Annotated in this window: 14 protein-coding genes; 13 read left to right on the top strand and 1 reads right to left on the bottom strand. The window is 69.0% G+C overall.

Annotated elements, in window-relative coordinates:
- The first annotated feature begins 22 nt into the window (after positions 1-22).
- From ACFWWR_RS20710 to ACFWWR_RS20695, 4 genes are all read left to right on the top strand, one after another.
- Complete coding sequence (locus ACFWWR_RS20710) at positions 23-1,060, top strand: Rv2578c family radical SAM protein (protein WP_384304650.1); 1,038 nt, start codon at positions 23-25, stop codon at positions 1,058-1,060.
- A 134-nt stretch (positions 1,061-1,194) separates the two neighbouring features.
- Complete coding sequence (locus ACFWWR_RS20705; protein ID WP_384304648.1) at positions 1,195-2,772, top strand: alpha/beta hydrolase; 1,578 nt, start codon at positions 1,195-1,197, stop codon at positions 2,770-2,772.
- Between the two features lie 56 nt (positions 2,773-2,828).
- Positions 2,829-3,227: a RidA family protein gene (locus ACFWWR_RS20700; RefSeq protein WP_384304645.1), complete on the top strand. Its 399-nt coding sequence runs from the start codon at positions 2,829-2,831 to the stop codon at positions 3,225-3,227.
- 20 nt (positions 3,228-3,247) lie between these two features.
- Positions 3,248-3,751, top strand: a complete 504-nt coding sequence (locus tag ACFWWR_RS20695; protein ID WP_384304672.1) for a GNAT family N-acetyltransferase — start codon at positions 3,248-3,250, stop codon at positions 3,749-3,751.
- Positions 3,752-3,815: 64 nt separating this feature from the next.
- Here the strand turns inward: ACFWWR_RS20695 and ACFWWR_RS20690 are convergent, their stop codons facing one another.
- Positions 3,816-4,394: an adenylosuccinate lyase gene (locus tag ACFWWR_RS20690; protein ID WP_383870011.1), complete on the bottom strand. Its 579-nt coding sequence runs from the start codon at positions 4,392-4,394 to the stop codon at positions 3,816-3,818.
- Positions 4,395-4,788: 394 nt separating this feature from the next.
- On the opposite strand from ACFWWR_RS20690, the gene ACFWWR_RS20685 reads away from it, so the two are divergent.
- From ACFWWR_RS20685 to pssA, 9 genes are all read left to right on the top strand, one after another.
- A complete protein-coding gene (locus tag ACFWWR_RS20685; RefSeq protein WP_383870018.1) occupies positions 4,789-6,594 on the top strand; it encodes a 3-hydroxyacyl-CoA dehydrogenase family protein in 1,806 nt (601 codons plus the stop codon).
- Between the two features lie 157 nt (positions 6,595-6,751).
- Positions 6,752-7,579 (top strand): TetR family transcriptional regulator, encoded by an 828-nt coding sequence (locus ACFWWR_RS20680; protein WP_384304642.1) that lies wholly within the window; start codon positions 6,752-6,754, stop codon positions 7,577-7,579.
- 418 nt (positions 7,580-7,997) lie between these two features.
- Positions 7,998-9,335: a crotonyl-CoA carboxylase/reductase gene (ccrA, locus tag ACFWWR_RS20675; protein ID WP_383870116.1), complete on the top strand. Its 1,338-nt coding sequence runs from the start codon at positions 7,998-8,000 to the stop codon at positions 9,333-9,335.
- Between the two features lie 8 nt (positions 9,336-9,343).
- Entirely contained in the window at positions 9,344-11,371 is a 2,028-nt protein-coding gene (locus ACFWWR_RS20670) for a protein meaA (RefSeq protein ID WP_383870024.1), read from the top strand.
- Positions 11,368-12,333, top strand: a complete 966-nt coding sequence (locus tag ACFWWR_RS20665; RefSeq protein ID WP_383870027.1) for an HpcH/HpaI aldolase/citrate lyase family protein — start codon at positions 11,368-11,370, stop codon at positions 12,331-12,333. Before ACFWWR_RS20670 ends, ACFWWR_RS20665 begins: the two co-directional genes overlap by 4 nt.
- A gap of 5 nt (positions 12,334-12,338) precedes the next feature.
- A complete protein-coding gene (locus ACFWWR_RS20660; protein WP_383870028.1) occupies positions 12,339-12,851 on the top strand; it encodes a MaoC family dehydratase in 513 nt (170 codons plus the stop codon).
- Positions 12,852-12,853: 2 nt separating this feature from the next.
- Entirely contained in the window at positions 12,854-14,059 is a 1,206-nt protein-coding gene (locus tag ACFWWR_RS20655) for an acyl-CoA dehydrogenase family protein (RefSeq protein ID WP_383870031.1), read from the top strand.
- Between the two features lie 171 nt (positions 14,060-14,230).
- Positions 14,231-14,887: a phosphatidylserine decarboxylase gene (locus ACFWWR_RS20650; RefSeq protein WP_383870034.1), complete on the top strand. Its 657-nt coding sequence runs from the start codon at positions 14,231-14,233 to the stop codon at positions 14,885-14,887.
- A gap of 22 nt (positions 14,888-14,909) precedes the next feature.
- Positions 14,910-15,728 (top strand): CDP-diacylglycerol--serine O-phosphatidyltransferase, encoded by an 819-nt coding sequence (gene pssA / locus ACFWWR_RS20645; RefSeq protein WP_383870119.1) that lies wholly within the window; start codon positions 14,910-14,912, stop codon positions 15,726-15,728.
- Positions 15,729-15,799: the final 71 nt, after the last annotated feature.

Below are 15,799 nucleotides of genomic sequence, written 5' to 3'. Positions count from 1 at the left end.
CCAGTGCTACCGAGGAGGCCTCATGCGCTGGGAGAACCTCACCGAGTCCGGCGATCACAGCCGGGCCGACGCCGCCCTGTTCGACGCGGACGCCGTCACCAGCCGTACGTTCGACACGCCCGAGTTCGCCGGAATCACCTTCCACGAGATCCGGGCCCGGTCGATCATCAACCGCGTGCCGGGCGCCTCCCGCATGCCGTTCGAATGGACGGTCAACCCCTACCGGGGTTGCTCGCACGCGTGCGTCTACTGCTTCGCCCGCAAGACGCACAGCTACCTGGACCTGGACACGGGTGTGGACTTCGACTCCCAGATCGTGGTCAAGACGAACGCGCCGGAGCTGCTGCGCCGCCAGCTGGGCTCGCGCCGCTGGCAGGGCGAGCACATCGCGATGGGCACCAACGTCGACTGCTACCAGCGCGCCGAGGGCCGCTACCGACTGATGCCGGGCATCATCACCGCCCTGACCGACCACGCCAACCCCTTCTCGATCCTGACGAAGGGCACGCTGATCCTGCGCGACCTCGACCTGCTGAAGCGGGCGGCAGAGGTGACGGACGTCGGCATCTCGGTCTCGGTCGGCTTCACCGAACCCGAGCTGTGGCGCACCGTCGAGCCGGGCACGCCCGCGCCGGAGCGGCGCCTGGACGTCGTACGGACCCTGGGCGAACACGGCATCGGGTGCGGTGTCCTGATGGCGCCGGTCATCCCGTTCCTGAGCGACCATCCGGCCCAACTGCGGGAGACCGTACGGGCGATCGCGGAGTCCGGGGCCACGTCGGTCACCCCGCTGGTGCTGCACCTGCGTCCCGGCGCCCGCGAGTGGTTCATGGCCTGGCTGACCCGCCACCACCCGCACCTGGTGGGCCGTTACGAGCGGCTGTACGCGGAGGGCGCCTACGCCCCGAAGTGGTACCAGCGCCGGATCACCCGTCAGGTCCACGAGCTGGCCCAGGAGTACGGCATCGGCCCCACGCGCTCGGGGATGCCGAGGCGCGTCCGTGAGCCGGAGCCCGACCGGCCCGATCTGTCCGAACCGACGCAACTCACTCTCATCTGAGATCATTCGAGCGCATACCACGATCCAATCGGGTCAAGTATTGCCAGAACCCGTTCTTCCGGCCGAGCTTTCCGGGACGATGCGGCGGGGCCGTGACCTTCGCGGTCCGAAACCCTCCGTCCTGGGAGGACTCCATGAGAAAACGCGCAGCCGCCCTGTGCGGTGCCGCTGTCGTCGTGGCCGGGACCTTCACGGCCGTCCCCGCCGGCGCGAGCACTCCACCGACCGCGCAGACCGCTCAAGCCGCGAAACCCGCCTGGAAGAAATGCGGCACCACCGACTATCCGACGCTCCAGTGCGCGTCACTCAAAGTGCCGCTCGACCACGCGAAGCCGAACGGCGAGCAGATCACCCTCGCCCTGTCGCGCGTTCCGCACACCGCGAAGAAGTACCAGGGCCCTCTGCTGGTCAACCCGGGCGGCCCCGGCGGCAGTGGCCTGACGCTCGCCGGATTCGTCGCCTCCACGCTGCCCAAGGCGGTCGCGGCCCAGTACGACGTCATCGGCTTCGACCCGCGCGGAGTGGGCGCGAGCAAGCCCGCCCTCGACTGCAAGCCGGGCCACTTCAACCCGGTGCGCCCAAACTCCGTGCCGAGCACACCCGCCATCGAGAAGGCCAACCTCTCCCGCGCCAAGTCCTTCGCCGCCGCCTGCGGCAAGAAGTACGCGAGCGTGCTGCCGTACATCAACACGGTCAGCGCCGTGCGGGACATGGACTCGATCCGCAAGGCGCTGGGCGCCAAGAAGATCAACTACTTCGGTTACTCGTACGGCACCTACCTGGGCGCGGTCTACGGCAAGCTCTACCCGGAGCGGGTGCGGCGCCTGGTCCTGGACTCGATCGTCGACCCCACCGGCGTGTGGTACGACGACAACCTCGCCCAGGACTACGCCTTCAACGACCGCCACCGGGCGCTGATGGCCTGGATCGCGAAGTACGACGCCACGTACAAGCTCGGCACCGATCCGGAGAAGATCGAGGCCAAGTGGTACGCGATGCGGGCGGCCCTGGCGAAGAAGCCGGCCGACGGGAAGGTGGGCGCCTCCGAACTGGAGGACACCTTCATCCCGGGCGGCTACTACAACGGCTACTGGCCCTACCTCGCCGAGGCGTTCGCGGCGTACGTGAACGACAAGAACGCCGACCCGCTGGTCGAGGCGTACGAGAACTTCGCCGCCGTGGACGCCTCGGGTGACAACGGCTACAGCATCTACACCTCGGTGCAGTGCCGTGACGCGTCCTGGCCGCGCGACTGGAACCAGTGGCGCAAGGACAACTGGGCGGTGTACGAGAAGGCGCCGTTCATGACATGGAACAACGCCTGGTACAACGCGCCGTGCGCGTTCTGGCCGACGGACTCGCTGCAGCCGAAGAACGTCGCCAACGGCAAGCTGCCGCCGGCGCTGCTCTTCCAGGCGACGGACGACGCGGCCACCCCGTACCAGGGCGGCGCGACGGTCCACCAGTTGCTCGCCCACTCCAGTCTGGTGGTCGAGGAAGGCGGCGGGAACCACGGCATCTCACTGAGCGGCAACGCCTGCCTGGACAAGTACCTGGCGGCGTACCTGACCGACGGCACGGTGCCACGCGGTCACGGCGAGGCCGACGCGGTGTGCGAGGCACTGCCCGACCCGGAGCCGCTCAGCTCGAAGGCGGCGTCCACGTCGTCCCGCGGCTCGACCCTGCACGGTCTGCTCGGCTTCCGCGGCTGAGCACGGCCTGACGGCCCGTCGGGGGCGTTGTCGGACCCATGGTCCACCATGGACGCATGAGTGAGCTGACGAGGATTCCCGCCCCCGACGGTGTCGCCCCCGCCGCCGCGTACACCCACGTCGTGACGGGGACCGGCCGTTTCGTCGCCGTCTCCGGCCAGCTCGCCCTGGACGAGGACGGCAAGCTCGTCGGTGCGGGCGACCCCGCGGCGCAGGCCCGGCAGGTCTTCGAGAACCTGCGCCGCTGCCTCGCCGCCGCAGGGGCGGCCTTCGACGACGTCGTCAAGCTCACCTTCTTCGTCACGGACATGGCCCACATGCCCGCGATCCGCGCGGCCCGCGCCGCCCACATACCCGACGACCGCCTGCCGGCCGCCTCCGCCGTGCAGGTCGCCGCGCTGGTCCGGCCCGAGTTCCTGATGGAGATCGAGGCGTTCGCGGTGGTCGGCGAGTGACTCACGTGCTGGTGCGGGAGATGAGGCTCGCCGACTGCGACCGCGTCTCCGAGATCCGCGTGCGCGGCTGGCGGAGCGCCTACCGAGGCCTCATGCCGCAGTCCTTCCTCGACGCGCTCAGCGTGACGAAGGAAGCCGAACGGCGGCGCTCCCTCTTCTCCGCCCGCGCCAGCGACGGTGTGGTGAACCTGGTCGCCGAGCGGGGCGGCGAGATCGTCGGCTGGGCGGCGCACGGCCCGTACCGCGACGGCGACACCCGCAATGCGGACGCGGAGCTGTACGCGATCTACGTCGACTCCGCGTACCTGGGGAGCGGGGTCGGAAGGGCGCTGCTGGAGGAGTCGGCGGAGCAGTGCCGCGCCCAGGCGCGCCTGTTCCTGTGGGTACTGAAGGGGAACACGCGCGCCCGTCGCTTCTACGAGCGGGCGGGTTTCCTCCCGGACGGCGCCGAGGAACCCTTCGAGGTCGACGGAGTCCTGGTGCCGGAGGTCCGGTACGTACGGGAGTCGGTGCCGCCGGCCTGAGGGCGACGGGAGTCGGTGCCGTCGGCCTGAGGGCGACGGGAGTCGGTGCCGTCGGCCTGAGGGCTCACCCCCGCTGTCTCGGGATCCGCGCCAGGGCCTGCACCGCGGCCTCGGCGAGCACCGGGTGCGCGAGCGCCTCGTTCAGGACGGGCCTGGCCCGGCTGTCGCCGAGCGTGCCGAGCCCCTCCACGCAGGCCAGCGCCACGCGCCGGTACGGATCGTGCGGGCGCAGCCGCCGCCCCAGGGTGGTGATCAGCGCCGGTACGGCCTCGGGGGCGCGCAACTGCACCAGGAGCCGGACGGGATGCAGGGCGTAGGCGACGCGGAGTTCGTTGGTGGCGAGGGCGGCGGCCGCGCGGGCGGTGCGCGGGTCGCCGAGGCGGGCCAGGGCGTGGGCGGCGGAGGCGCAGCGCTGCGGGTCGCGGTGGTTGAGCAGCAGGACGAGGGATTCGAAGGCACGCCGGTCGCCCGCGAGTCCGAGCCGGAACGCGGCGAGTTCCCTGGCCCACAGCGGTTGTCCGGGTTCGGTGAGCACTGCCGCCAGGTCGTCGACGTCCTCGGTCCTCATGAGGCGCTCGTACACGGGCGACTCCCCCGACTCCTGTCGTAAGCGTTCCGTGAGCGATCGCAACTCTTCGTCCATGAAACCGAGATTAGGCGGGCAGCCGGGGCGCCAGGAGCTACATCACAAATTCGGGGGCTGGCGCGCTCGTTACTGGCGGGTTAAGCTCAGACGAGCGAGTTACCCACTCGTGGATCTGCTCGTGGTGGCCTGGTGACGCAGCCGCCGCGAGAGCAGTCGGTTCGGTACCTCGTGTACCCGAGTACGACCCGGCCCCGGGACAGGGCCGGTCGGTTCCGCCGTTTTCCGGGCGTGTGCACGCCCCTCATGACGGCACCGGGCGTGTGCGCCTGCAGCCCGGCAACACCCGCACTCCTCTTCGCACCCCGGTGCGCCCGTGGCACGGCCCTCTTCGGGCCTTGCCCGGCGCACCCGGGCGCGCTTCCAGTCGTCACCCTCATTCCTGGAGTCCGCGATGGCCGCTCCCCTGTCCGACACCCCTCTGTCCCCGTTCAAGACCGTTGCCGTCGTCGGCCTCGGCACGATGGGCACCGGCATCGCCGAGGTGCTCGCCAAGGCCGGCCGCGAGGTCGTCGGCATCGACATCAGCGAGGCCGCCGCCGCCCAGTCGGTCGCCGTCCTGGAGGCCGCGACCGCCCGCGCCGTGGAGCGCGGCCGGCTGACCGGGCAGGAGCGAGCCGACCTGCTCGCCCGGGTCCGCACGTCCACCGATCTGCGGGCCGCGGCCGACGCCGACCTGGTCATCGAGGTGGCTCCGGAGTCGTACGAGATCAAGCACCAGATCTTCCGTGAACTCGACGGGATCGTGCGGCCGGAGACGATCCTGGCGACCGGCACCAACGCCCTGTCCGTCACCCGGCTCGCCGCGGACTCGGCCCGCCCGGAGCGGGTGCTGGGTCTGCACTTCTTCAACCCGGCGCCGGCCATGCGGCTGGTCGAGGTCGTCTCCTCGGTGCTGACCGCGCCCCAGGCGGTCGCCGCGGTCACGGACCTCGCGATCGAGCTGGGCAAGGAGCCCGTCGCGGTCGGCGACCGGCCCGGTTTCGTCGCCGACGGACTGCTGTTCGGCTACCTCAACCAGGCCGCCGCGATGTACGAGGCGAAGTACGCCTCCCGGGAGGACATCGACGCCGCGATGCGGCTCGGCTGCGGGCTGCCGATGGGCCCCCTCGCCCTGCTCGACCTGATCGGCGTCGACACCGCGCGCACGGTCCTCGAGGCCATGTACGCCGAGTCCCGTGACCGGCTGCACGCCCCCGCGCCGATCCTCAAGCAGCTCAGCGAAGCGGGACTGACCGGCCGCAAGTCGGGCCGCGGCTTCTACACGTACGAGGCCCCGGGCAGCGCCGCCGTCGTGCCGGACGCCCTGACGCCCCTGGCCGGGGGCCTCGACGTCCCCGGCCGTCCGGTGCGCTCCGTCGGTGTCGCGGGCTCGGGCACCATGGCGTCCGGGATCGCCGAGGTCTTCGCCAAGGCGGGGTACGAGGTCGTCCTCGCCGCCCGCAGCGAGGAGAAGGCGCAGACCGCCAAGTCCCGTATCGGCAAGTCGCTCTCACGCTCCGTCGACAAGGGACGGATGACCGCCGAGGCCGCCGCGCAGACCCTGGAGCGGATCACCCCGGCGGGTTCCTACGACGCCTTCGCCGATGTCGACCTGGCCCTGGAGGCCGTCGCCGAGGACCTGGAGGTCAAGCAGCAGCTGTTCGCGACGCTGGACAAGGTCTGCAAGCCGGGCGCGGTCCTGGCCACCACGACCTCGTCGCTGCCCGTCGTCGCCTGCGCCCGCGCCACCTCGCGCCCGCAGGACGTGATCGGCATGCACTTCTTCAATCCGGCACCGGCGATGAAGCTGGTCGAGGTCGTCCGAACGGTGCTGACGTCCGACGACGTCCACACGACGGTCCGCGAGGTCTGCGTCAAGATCAAGAAGCATGCGGTCGACTGTGGGGACCGGGCCGGCTTCATCGTGAACGCCCTGCTGTTCCCGTACCTCAACAACGCGATCAAGATGGTGCAGGAACACTATGCGTCTCTTGACGACATCGACGCGGCGATGAAGCTGGGCGGCGGTTACCCGATGGGGCCGTTCGAGCTCCTGGACGTCGTCGGACTCGATGTCTCGCTGGCCATCGAGAAGGTCCTGCACCGCGAGTTCCGCGACCCGGGCCTGGCCCCGGCACCGCTCCTGGAGCACCTGGTGGCCGCGGGCTGCCTCGGCCGCAAGACCGGCCGCGGCTTCCGCGAATATGCCCGCCGCTGAGCGTCCCGGCGACCGGTTGGCACAGGACGCGGACTGGGGCGGGCTGCTCGAGCCGGGCGGGTTCGCGCCGCCCGCCCCGCACGACTCGACCCCGCCCGTCACTCCCCCGTCCGCACCGGTCGGGGGAAGCCGGGGACCTGCACGGCGAGCTGCGCACATGCAGTACGTTCGGGGCATGCCCCAGCCCGCCAAGTCCTCACGTACACCAGCCACGCCCGACGCACCGGAAAGTGCCGCAGGCAGTCGCGCCGCCGCGCAGCGGCTCAAGATGCGCCGGGAACTGGCGGCCGCCGCGATGGAGCTGTTCGCGACCAAGGGGTACGAGGCGACCACGGTCGACGAGATCGCGGCCGCGGCAGGGGTCGCGCGTCGCACCTTCTTCCGGCACTTCCGCTCCAAGGAAGAGGCGATCTTCCCCGACCACGACGACACGCTGATCCGGGCGGAGGCGGTCCTCAACGCCGCCCCCGCGCACGAGCATCCGCTCGACACGGTGTGCCGGGGCATCAAGGAAGTCATGCGGATGTACGCGGCCCGGCCGGAGATCTCGGTCGCCCGCTACAAGCTCACGCGCGAGGTACCCACCCTGCGCGAGGCGGAGATCGCGTCGGTGGCCCGCTACGAACGGCTCTTCACCCGTTACCTGCTCGGCCACTTCGACGAGCACGCGCACGACGACGACGCCAACGACGACCCGCTGCTGGCGGAGGTCGCCGCGTCCGCCGTGGTCACCGCCCACAACCACGTCCTGCGGCGCTGGCTGCGGGCCGGCGCGCAGGGGGACGTCGAGTCCCAGCTGGACCACGCCTTCGCGATCGTACGGAAGACGTTCGGGTCGGGCATCGGGGCCGGACGCACCACGACCCCTAGACCGGCCGCCGCGACGGTCTCCACCCACGGCGAGGTGCTGGTGACGGTGGCTCGCACGGACGTCCCGCTCGACCAGGTCATGCGGACCATCGAAGAGGCGCTCAAGGACCGCTGAGCCCTTCTCGCCACTGTGACGACGGCCACCCCTCGGGGTGGCCGTTTTGGCATGTCAGGGCAGCTTTTCAGGCACCTTTCCACCCCTGTTCGATCGATCATCGCTCATTTGTTACGTAAAGATTTCACCTGAGAGCAAGTTCTGGCACTCAGTGCCTTGCGGGGTGACACGCGGTGTCATACGTTGAAGGTGTCCGGGCGGCCGGCGTGCAGAGACCTTTCGTACGTCGGCTGTCCCAGCAAACCATCGGTCTGCCCGCCCGGACGCCTGCGTCACAGGCAACCTCCCGCGCCACAAAGCGCTGCCGAACAGCTCAACCGCCGAACCGACGGCACTTCCCCACCCACCCTCTCAGCAGCACCGACGTAACCCTCAGCGTCTCCCTCAAGACGCCATTCGCCGGAGGCAAACCGTGACCATGAAGGACATCCTGGACGCGATCCAGTCACCGGAATCGACCCCGGACGACTTCGCCGCTCTGCCGCTCCCCGAGTCGTACCGCGCGATCACCGTGCACAAGGACGAGACGGAGATGTTCGCGGGCATGCAGACCCGCGAGAAGGACCCCCGCAAGTCGCTGCACCTCGACGACGTGCCTCTGCCCGAGCTGGGCCCGGGCGAAGCCCTGGTGGCCGTCATGGCCTCCTCAGTGAACTACAACTCCGTGTGGACCTCGATCTTCGAGCCGCTGTCGACCTTCGGCTTCCTGGAGCGCTACGGCAAGGTCTCGGAGCTCACCAAGCGCCACGACCTGCCGTACCACATCATCGGTTCCGACCTCGCGGGCGTCGTCCTGCGCACCGGCCCCGGCGTCAACGCCTGGAAGCCCGGCGACGAGGTCGTCGCGCACTGTCTGTCCGTCGAGCTGGAGTCGTCCGACGGCCACAACGACACGATGCTCGACCCCGAGCAGCGCATCTGGGGCTTCGAGACCAACTTCGGCGGCCTCGCCGAGATCGCGCTGGTCAAGTCCAACCAGCTGATGCCCAAGCCGGACCACCTCAGCTGGGAGGAGGCCGCCGCGCCCGGTCTGGTCAACTCCACCGCCTACCGGCAGCTGGTCTCCCGCAACGGCGCCGGCATGAAGCAGGGCGACAACGTGCTCATCTGGGGCGCGAGCGGCGGACTGGGCTCGTACGCCACGCAGTTCGCGCTGGCCGGCGGCGCCAACCCGATCTGTGTCGTCTCCAGCGAGCAGAAGGCCGACATCTGCCGGAAGATGGGCGCCGAGGCGATCATCGACCGCACCGCCGAGGACTACAAGTTCTGGAAGGACGAGCACCACCAGGACCCGCGCGAGTGGAAGCGCTTCGGCAAGCGCATCCGTGAACTCACCGGCGGCGAGGACGTCGACATCGTCTTCGAGCACCCCGGCCGCGAGACCTTCGGCGCCTCCGTCTACGTCACGCGCAAGGGCGGCACGATCGTCACCTGCGCGTCGACCTCGGGCTACAACCACGAGTACGACAACCGCTACCTGTGGATGTCCCTGAAGCGGATCATCGGCTCGCACTTCGCCAACTACCGCGAGGCCTGGGAGGCCAACCGGCTCATCGCGAAGGGCAAGATCCACCCGACGCTGTCCAAGGTGTACTCCCTGGAGGACACCGGGCAGGCCGCCTACGACGTGCACCGCAACCTCCACCAGGGCAAGGTGGGCGTGCTGTGCCTGGCGCCCGAGGAGGGCCTGGGTGTGCGCGACGCGGAGAAGCGCGCCCAGCACGTCGACGCCATCAACCGCTTCCGGAACATCTGAGGTCACAGATGACTGAGCGTCAGAAGGACCGGCCGTGGCTCATGCGGACCTACGCCGGTCACTCCACGGCCGAGGCGTCCAACGAGCTGTACCGGCGCAACCTCGCCAAGGGCCAGACCGGTCTGTCGGTGGCGTTCGACCTGCCCACGCAGACCGGCTACGACTCCGACCACGTCCTCGCCCGCGGCGAGGTCGGCCGGGTCGGCGTGCCGATCGCGCACCTCGGTGACATGCGCAGGCTGTTCCAGGACATCCCCCTGGAGCAGATGAACACCTCGATGACCATCAACGCCACCGCCATGTGGCTGCTGGCGCTCTACCAGGTCGTCGCGGAGGAGCAAGGTGCCGACGTCACCAAGCTCCAGGGGACGACCCAGAACGACATCGTCAAGGAGTACCTGTCTCGGGGCACGCACGTGTTCCCGCCGGTGCCCTCGCTCCGCCTGACGACGGACATGATCGCGTACACGGTCTCCCACATCCCGAAGTGGAACCCGATCAACATCTGCAGCTACCACCTGCAGGAGGCGGGCGCCACGCCGGTCCAGGAGATCGCGTACGCGATGTCCACGGCGATCGCGGTGCTGGACGCCGTGCGGGACTCCGGCCAGGTGCCGCAGGAACGCATGGGTGACGTCGTCGGCCGGATCTCCTTCTTCGTGAACGCGGGCGTCCGCTTCGTCGAGGAGATGTGCAAGATGCGGGCGTTCGGCCGCATCTGGGACCAGGTCACCCGCGAGCGGTACGGCATCGAGGATCCCAAGCACCGCCGCTTCCGCTACGGCGTCCAGGTCAACTCCCTCGGTCTGACGGAGGCGCAGCCGGAGAACAACGTCCAGCGGATCGTCCTCGAGATGCTGGCCGTGACCCTCTCCAAGGACGCACGCGCGCGTGCCGTGCAGCTGCCCGCCTGGAACGAGGCGCTGGGGCTCCCCCGGCCCTGGGACCAGCAGTGGTCACTGCGCATGCAGCAGGTGCTCGCGTACGAGAGCGACCTGCTGGAGTACGCCGACATCTTCGAGGGCTCGAAGGTGATCGAGGCCAAGGTGGGCGAGCTGGTCGAGGAGTCGCTCGCGGAGATGGAGCGGATCGAGGAGATGGGCGGCGCGATGGCCGCCGTCGAGTCGGGCTATCTCAAGTCGCAGTTGGTCGCCTCGCACGCCGAGCGGCGGGCCCGTATCGAGTCCGGTGAAGAGAAGATCATCGGCGTCAACATCTTCGAGACGACCGAGCCGAACCCGCTGACGGCCGACCTCGACACGGCCATCCAGACGGTCGACCCGGCCGTCGAGGCCCGGGTCATCGCCTCGCTGCAGAACTGGCGTGACACCCGCTACCAGCCGCCCTTCAACCACCCGCGCCCCTGCAAGGCGCTGGAGAGGCTGAAGGAGGCCGCCAAGGGCACCGCCAACCTCATGGAGGCCACCGTGGAGTGCGCCCGCGCCGGGGTCACGACCGGCGAGTGGGCCGGGGCCCTGCGCGAGGTGTTCGGCGAGTTCCGGGCGCCGACGGGCGTGTCGTCCGCGCCGGTCGCCGTGGCCGCCGCGGAGGGCAGCGCGCTGGCCGACGTGCGCCGCAAGGTGAACCTGACGGCGGCGGACCTCGGCGTCGGCAAGCTCCGCTTCCTGGTCGGCAAGCCCGGTCTGGACGGGCACTCCAACGGCGCCGAGCAGATCGCCGTGCGGGCCAGGGACGCCGGGTTCGAGGTGGTCTACCAGGGCATCCGGCTGACCCCGGAGCAGATCGTGGACGCGGCCGTCGCCGAGGACGTGCACGCCGTGGGCCTGTCGATCCTCTCCGGCTCGCACGCCCAGCTGGTGCCGGACGTCCTCGATCGGCTCCGTGTGGCCGGTGCCACAGACATTCCGGTGATCGCTGGTGGCATCATCCCGAACAACGACGCCGAACAGCTCAGGGCCGCCGGAGTGGCCGCGGTGTTCACCCCGAAGGACTTCGACATCACGGGAATCATCGGCCGCATCGTCGACGAGATCCGGAAAGCGAACAAGCTCGACCCCCTGGAGGTCTCCGCATGACCACGCCCGTCAACCGTCTGCGCCCCCGCCGCTCGTGTCTCGCGGTCCCGGGAAGCAACCCCCGCTTCCTGGAGAAGGCGCAGGGCCTCCCCGCGGACCAGGTCTTCCTGGACCTGGAGGACGCGTGCGCGCCGCTCGCCAAGCCCGAGGCGCGGCACACCATCGTCAAGTTCCTCAACGAGGGCGACTGGACGGGCAAGACGAGGGTCGTGCGCGTCAACGACTGGACGACCGAGTGGACGTATCGAGATGTCGTCACGGTCGTCGAGGGCGCCGGCCCCAACCTCGACTGCATCATGCTGCCGAAGGTGCAGGACGCCCAGCAGGTGGTGGCCCTCGACCTGCTCCTGACGCAGATCGAGAAGACCATGGGCTTCGAGGTCGGCCGGATCGGCATCGAGGCGCAGATCGAGAACGCCCAGGGCCTCAACAACGTCAACGAGATCGCGCAGGCCTCCCCGCGCGTCGAGACGATCATCTTCGGCCCGGCCGACTTCATGGCGTCGATCAACATGAAGTCGCTGGTCGTGGGTGAGCAGCCGCCCGGCTACCCGGCGGACGCCTACCACTACATCCTGATGAAGATCCTGATGGCCGCCCGCGCCAACAACCTCCAGGCGATCGACGGCCCCTACCTGCAGATCCGCAACGTCGAGGGCTACCGCGAGGTCGCCCAGCGCGCCGCGGCCCTCGGTTTCGACGGCAAGTGGGTGCTGCACCCGGGCCAGGTCGAGGCGTCCAACGAGATCTTCTCGCCGTCCCAGGAGGACTACGACCACGCCGAGCTGATCCTGGACGCGTACGAGTACTACACGTCCGAGGCGGGTGGCAAGAAGGGCTCGGCGATGCTCGGCGACGAGATGATCGACGAGGCCAGCCGCAAGATGGCACTGGTCGTCTCCGGCAAGGGACGCGCCGCCGGCATGCGGCGCACCACCAAGTTCGAGATCCCGGAGGCGTGACGGCCATGCAGTTCGGACGTACGTACGAGGAGTTCGAGGTCGGGGCCGTCTACAAGCACTGGCCCGGCAAGACGGTCACGGAGTACGACGACCACCTCTTCTGCCTCCTCACCATGAACCACCACCCGCTCCACATGGACAGCAACTACGCGGAGAAGACGACCGACTTCGGCAAGAACGTGGTCGTCGGCAACTACATCTACTCGCTGCTGCTCGGCATGTCCGTCCCGGACGTCTCCGGCAAGGCGATCGCCAACCTGGAGATCGAGTCGCTCAGGCACGTGGCGCCGACCTTCCACGGCGACACGCTCTACGGCCAGACGACGGTGCTCGACAAGTGGCCGTCCAAGTCGAAGAACGACCGCGGCATCGTCCACGTCGAGACCAAGGGCTACAAGCAGGACGGCACCCTGGTCTGCGTGTTCCGCCGCAAGGTGATGGTGCCGACCGAGACGTACATCAAGGAGCGCGGCGGCGAGCAGCCGGGCCGCCCCGAGCTCAGGGAGCAGGAGAAGTAGCCATGGCGCGACTCGCCCAGACCGCCGGTCTGACCGACATCCAGCAGGAGATCCTGTCCACGGTCCGCGACTTCGTGGACAAGGAGATCATCCCGGTCGCGACCGAGCTGGAGCACCGCGACGAGTACCCGCAAGCGATCGTCGACGGTCTCAAGGAGTTGGGCCTGTTCGGCCTGATGATCCCCGAGGAGTACGGCGGCCTCGGCGAGTCGCTCCTCACCTACGCCCTGTGCGTGGAGGAGATCGCCCGCGGCTGGATGTCGGTGTCCGGCATCATCAACACCCACTTCATCGTGGCGTACATGCTCAAGCAGCACGGCACGCAGGAGCAGAAGGACCACTTCCTGCCGAGGATGGCTGCCGGTGACATCCGCGGCGCGTTCTCGATGTCGGAGCCGGCCCTGGGTTCGGACGTGTCGGCCATCACTTCGAAGGCGGTGAAGGACGGCGACGAGTACGTCCTGAACGGTCAGAAGATGTGGCTGACGAACGGTGGGACGTCGAGCCTGGTGGCCGTGCTCGTCCGAAGTGACGAAGGACACCCTGAGGGCACCGCCCCCCACAAGTCGATGACCACCTTCCTGATCGAGAAGGAGCCCGGCTTCGGAGAGGTCCGCCCCGGCCTCACCATCCCCGGGAAGATCGACAAGATGGGCTACAAGGGCGTCGACACCACCGAGATGATCATGGATGGCCTGCGGCTTTCCGCCGATCGGGTGCTCGGGGGCGTCACCGGCCGAGGTTTTTACCAAATGATGGACGGGGTGGAAGTCGGCCGCGTCAACGTGGCGGCGCGTGGCTGTGGCGTCGCTCAGCGTGCGTTCGAGCTCGGCGTGTCGTACGCCCAGCAGCGCCACACCTTCGGCAAGCCGATCGCCCAGCACCAGGCCATCCAGTTCAAGCTGGCGGAGATGGCTACCAAGGTCGAGGCCGCTCATGCGATGATGGTGAACGCGGCTCGCAAAAAGGACTCTGGAGAACGAAACGACCTTGAGGCTGGGATGGCGAAGTACCTCGCCTCCGAGTACTGCAAGGAGGTCGTGGAGGACGCCTTCCGGATCCACGGCGGCTACGGCTTCTCCAAGGAGTACGAGATCGAGCGCCTCTACCGTGAGGCTCCGATGCTGCTGATCGGTGAAGGTACCGCCGAGATCCAGAAAATGATCATCGGTCGCAGGCTGCTCGAAGAGTATCGATTCCAGGGCTAGATGTTCGGGTTCGGGGTGTTTTCCTCGAGAAGAAGATCACACCCCGTCAACACCCTTCAGCGGCCGACTCGGCTGCCTGGCTTGCCCAGTTGTGGCCCGCGACCGGTACGATCCCGGGAAAGCCGCCGTCCCCCTCCCGCAGCGCGGCATCATCCGCTACGAAGGTCATCCATGCCCCACAGCCAAATCTCTGCACCTCGCGACAGCCTGGCAGGCGTACGCCTCGCGCGCGGAGCATCGCCGTGGCTCCTGCCGACCGTCGCCACCGCAGCCCTCAGCCTGGTACGCGCGCGCAAGTCCGGCGCCGCCAAGGCCGTCGCCGTGCCCGCCACCGCGCTCGCGGCGGGCATGCTGTGGTTCTTCCGCGACCCCGAGCGCGAGATCGCCCAGGGCCGGGTCATCTCGCCCGCCGACGGTGTGGTGCAGAGCATCATGCCGTGGAAGGACGGTCGCACCCGCGTCGCGATCTTCATGAGCCCGCTCAACGTCCACGTCAACCGCGCGCCACTGTCCGGCACGGTGGCGTCGGTCGAGCACATCCCGGGTGGGTTCGTTCCGGCCTTCAACAAGGAGAGCGAGAACAACGAGCGCGTAGTCTGGCATTTCGACACCGAACTCGGCGACATCGAAATGATCCAGATCGCCGGTGCGGTCGCTCGCCGCATCGTCCCGTACGTGCCCCAGGGCACCAAGGTCGAGCAGGGCGACCGGATCGGTCTGATCCGCTTCGGCTCGCGCGTCGACATCTACCTGCCCGAGGGCGTGGAGGTCGCGGTCGAGGTCGGACAGAAGACCGTGGCTGGGGTGACTCGCATTGACCGTGATTGATCCGGAAACCCAGACGGGCTGGGTGCCCGACGCCGACGAGGTGGAAGAAGAGGAGGAGATGCCCCTCTCTCTCCGCCTCTCGATAGCGGACACCCTCACCCTCGGCAACGCCACGTGCGGCTTCATGGCGGTGTACTTCACCACCACCGGCATCCTGATTCCGCACCTCACCGGCAGCCAGGAGACGGGCATGGCCCGTCACAGCGCGGCCACCGCGGTCATCCTGATGCTGTGCGCGGCGGTATTCGACCTGTTCGACGGCCTGGTGGCGCGCAAGCTGCGCTCCTCACCCATGGGCGCCGAGCTGGACAACCTGTCGGACCTCATCAGCTTCGGCCTGGCACCGGCGTACTTCGTCCTGGTGTACGGCATGGTCGCGAACGACGCGCACCAGCGGGTGGCGGCGGTCGGCGCGATCGTGGTGCTGCTGGCGGTGGTGCTGCGGCTCGCGAGATTCTCCTGCGTGACGGTGAAGGACGGCACCTTCCAGGGCATGCCGTCCCCGTTCGGCGCACTGACGGTGGTCTCGATCGTGCTTCTCGAGCTGCCCTTCGAGGCGACGCTCCTGGCGATCCTCGGTACGGCCTGGCTGATGGTGAGCCGGGTCGAGTACCCGAAGCCGCGGGGCCGCCTCGCGCTGGCGGTGCTCGTCTGGATCGTCCTGTCGATGGGCCTTCTGGCGGCCTGGGCGTTCGACGCCCCGGGCGGTCAGCTGCTCCTCCAGACGGGCTGCGCGCTCCAGCTGGTCATGGGTGCGGTGATCCCGCTGTTCGCCACGGCCCGCCGGGTGAACAACTTCCGGGACAACCGGCGTGAGGCACGCGCGGCACAGCTGCCGTAGCGGTCGTACGACAGACAAGGGGAAGGGCCCCGAGCCGACCGGCTCGGGGCCCTTCCGCGTGCATGGCGCCG

The organism is Streptomyces sp. NPDC058678, assembly GCF_042714835.1.
In the GTDB taxonomy this organism is placed as follows: domain Bacteria; phylum Actinomycetota; class Actinomycetes; order Streptomycetales; family Streptomycetaceae; genus Streptomyces.
The sequence above is the reverse complement of the archived record's forward strand: the minus strand, read 5'-3'. Positions and strand labels throughout refer to the sequence as shown.

Bases quoted from the DNA above. Each gene is read 5' to 3' on its own strand.
- ACFWWR_RS20710 (WP_384304650.1), top strand. From the start codon at position 23: ATGCGCTGGGAGAACCTCACCGAGTCCGGCGATCACAGCCGGGCCGAC.
- ACFWWR_RS20705 (WP_384304648.1), top strand. From the start codon at position 1,195: ATGAGAAAACGCGCAGCCGCCCTGTGCGGTGCCGCTGTCGTCGTGGCC.
- ACFWWR_RS20700 (WP_384304645.1), top strand. From the start codon at position 2,829: ATGAGTGAGCTGACGAGGATTCCCGCCCCCGACGGTGTCGCCCCCGCC.
- ACFWWR_RS20695 (WP_384304672.1), top strand. From the start codon at position 3,248: ATGAGGCTCGCCGACTGCGACCGCGTCTCCGAGATCCGCGTGCGCGGC.
- ACFWWR_RS20690 (WP_383870011.1), bottom strand. From the start codon at position 4,394: ATGGACGAAGAGTTGCGATCGCTCACGGAACGCTTACGACAGGAGTCG.
- ACFWWR_RS20685 (WP_383870018.1), top strand. From the start codon at position 4,789: ATGGCCGCTCCCCTGTCCGACACCCCTCTGTCCCCGTTCAAGACCGTT.
- ACFWWR_RS20680 (WP_384304642.1), top strand. From the start codon at position 6,752: ATGCAGTACGTTCGGGGCATGCCCCAGCCCGCCAAGTCCTCACGTACA.
- ccrA (WP_383870116.1), top strand. From the start codon at position 7,998: ATGAAGGACATCCTGGACGCGATCCAGTCACCGGAATCGACCCCGGAC.
- ACFWWR_RS20670 (WP_383870024.1), top strand. From the start codon at position 9,344: ATGACTGAGCGTCAGAAGGACCGGCCGTGGCTCATGCGGACCTACGCC.
- ACFWWR_RS20665 (WP_383870027.1), top strand. From the start codon at position 11,368: ATGACCACGCCCGTCAACCGTCTGCGCCCCCGCCGCTCGTGTCTCGCG.
- ACFWWR_RS20660 (WP_383870028.1), top strand. From the start codon at position 12,339: ATGCAGTTCGGACGTACGTACGAGGAGTTCGAGGTCGGGGCCGTCTAC.
- ACFWWR_RS20655 (WP_383870031.1), top strand. From the start codon at position 12,854: ATGGCGCGACTCGCCCAGACCGCCGGTCTGACCGACATCCAGCAGGAG.
- ACFWWR_RS20650 (WP_383870034.1), top strand. From the start codon at position 14,231: ATGCCCCACAGCCAAATCTCTGCACCTCGCGACAGCCTGGCAGGCGTA.